This window comes from Sphaerisporangium corydalis, assembly GCF_025506355.1.
GTDB lineage: Bacteria > Actinomycetota > Actinomycetes > Streptosporangiales > Streptosporangiaceae > Sphaerisporangium > Sphaerisporangium corydalis.
Window position 1 is genome coordinate 1 of record NZ_JANZYP010000142.1, and the last position, 2,262, is coordinate 2,262.

General features: G+C 73.0%; 2 protein-coding genes. Both read right to left on the reverse strand.

Translation table 11 applies throughout. The features are described from left to right. Positions 1–611 (reverse strand): DUF4126 domain-containing protein (locus NYZ98_RS41190; protein WP_262850988.1); only part of this gene is annotated, 611 nt, incomplete at its 3' end. 135 nt (positions 612–746) lie between these two features. Beyond that, positions 747–1,895: an NAD(P)H-dependent flavin oxidoreductase gene (locus tag NYZ98_RS41195; RefSeq protein WP_262850990.1), complete on the reverse strand. Its 1,149-nt coding sequence runs from the start codon at positions 1,893–1,895 to the stop codon at positions 747–749. Positions 1,896–2,262: the final 367 nt, after the last annotated feature.

Genomic DNA, 2,262 nt, shown 5'->3' on the forward strand with positions numbered 1-2,262 from the left:
CAGGTGGGTTGGGGGGTGGAGGGGAGGGGGGTTCTGCGGCGGGCGCGGCGGCGGCGGATGAGCCGGATCGCCCACCAGGCGGGGATCGCCAGCACCACCAGCCCGACGATGACCAGCACCGGGAAGAAGACGGCGACCAGGCTCATGCCGAGCGATCCGGCGTCCTCGACCGTGCTGACGATGGGCGCCCCGACCCCGGCGGTCGAGACGTTGACGACCGGGCGGGCCGAGGCCTTCATGGCGTGGACGGCGAAGGCGACTCCGACGCCGAGCACCCAGCCGACCCACGGGTTCTGGGTCATCCAGGTGGAGTGGTCGAGCTGGGACGCCGCTTGCGTGGCGCTGAAGACCACGCCGCCGGCGGCCGGCCGCACCGCCGTCTGGATCATGTCGTTGACATGGTCGACGACCGGGACCTTGTCGAGCACGATCTCGGCCAGCAGCAGGACGCTGACCACCGCCAGCACCCAGCCGTTGGTCAGCCACGCGTAGTCGGGCGGCAGCCGCACGACGTCGGTGAAGTTCGCCAGTAGACCGACCACGAGCAGCGGGATGTAGGCGTTGAGCCCCGCCGCCGTGGACAACCCGAGGCCGGTCAGCGCCGCGAGCATCGCACCTCCACAGTCCTTGCTTCCTGATGATGAAGACGAAGGAGCAGCTGCCCCGCGTTCCCCGAACCAACCGGATTCACGTGATCCCGCTCACACGTCCGACCCCACCACGGCGAGGGGGGTCGCCGGGGGGGGTCAGGGGTGGGTCAGGTCGGTGAGGCGGGTTATCGCGGTGGCGAATTCCTCGATCATCTCGTAGACGACCTGGCGGGCGGGTTTCACCTGGTCGAGCTGGCCGACCACCTGGCCGACGAAGTAGTTGGCCAGCTCCCGCGCCCCCGGTTCGCCGCTTTCGGCGGCGTTGCCGATGCGGGTGAGGGCGCCTTCGGCGAGCAGCATCTGCAGGGGCATCGGCAGCGGCCCGGGGCTCTCGGGGGCCTCGTCCCACTCCTTGGTCCAGGCGGACACCAGCTGCCGGGCCGGCTTGCCCGTGCGCGACCGCGACCGCACGGTGTCCAGGGAGGTGGCGGCGAGCATCTTGCGCTTGACCACCGGCGGCGTCTCGGCCTCTTCGGTGGTGAGCCAGACCGAGCCGCACCACACGCCCTCGGCGCCGAGGGCCATCGCCGCGGCCATCTGCCGCCCGTTCGCGATGCCGCCCGCCGCCAGCACCGGGAGGGGCGCCACCGCGTCCACGACCTGGGGCACCAGAACCATGGTCGACACCTCGCCGGTGTGGCCGCCGGCCTCGGTGCCCTGGGCCACGATCAGGTCGGCCCCGGCCGCCACCTGCCGGTGGGCGTGCTCGACCGTGCCGACCAGCGCCGCGACGGGGACGCCCGCGGCGCGGGCGCGGTCCACCATCTCGGGGGGCGGCGTGCCGAGCGCGCTGGCGATCAGGCCGATGCGGTGCCGCAGGGCGACGTCGATCAGCCCGGTGGCTCCGGAGTGCGTGACGCGGCGCCCGATCTCGTCGGCCTTGGAGGCGGGCGGGCCCGCCTGCCCGGCGGTGAAGGTCTTGTCCGAGCTCACCCCGTACTTGGTGAACAGGTGGGCGACGAAGTCGCGGTGGACCTCGGGGACGTGGTCGAGCAGCCGGGCGTCCGGGTCGGCGACCGACCGGTCGATCTTCCCGGGGACCAGCACGTCCACCCCGTACGGGCGCCCGCGCACCTGCCTGTCGATCCAGGAGAGTTCACGTTCGAGTTGCTCGGGGGAGTAGGCCACCGCACCCAGCACGCCGAACCCGCCCGCGTTGGTGACCGCGGCGACCACGTCGCGGCAGTGGCTGAACGCGAACAGCGGGAACTCGACCCCGAACCTCTCACAGATCTCGGTCCGCATGTGGTGACCGTAGCCCGCCGCCCGGGATCGGTCCAGATCACCGCCTGATGCTGTCCCGCTCCCGGGCCTGCGCGCCCGGGGGTCCGGGAGCGATCTGGGCGTCCGAGGGCGGCTGGGCGGTAAGGGGTGATCGCGCGTCCGGCGATGGGGGCCCGGCCAAGGGCGGTCGCGTGTCCAAGGATGGCGGGGCGTCCGGGGCCGGTCGCGTGTCCGAGTGTGGCGGGGCGTCCGGGGCCGGTCGCGCGTGTGAGGGTGACGACGCGTCCGATGGCCGGGCGTTCGAGGGCGGCTGGGCGGCCACGAGCGGTCGCGAGTCCGGCGATGGCTCGACGTCCGAGGGCGGCTGGGTGTTCGGGATCGGGTGGGC

Bases quoted from the DNA above. Each gene is read 5' to 3' on its own strand.
- NYZ98_RS41195 (WP_262850990.1), bottom strand. From the start codon at position 1,895: ATGCGGACCGAGATCTGTGAGAGGTTCGGGGTCGAGTTCCCGCTGTTC.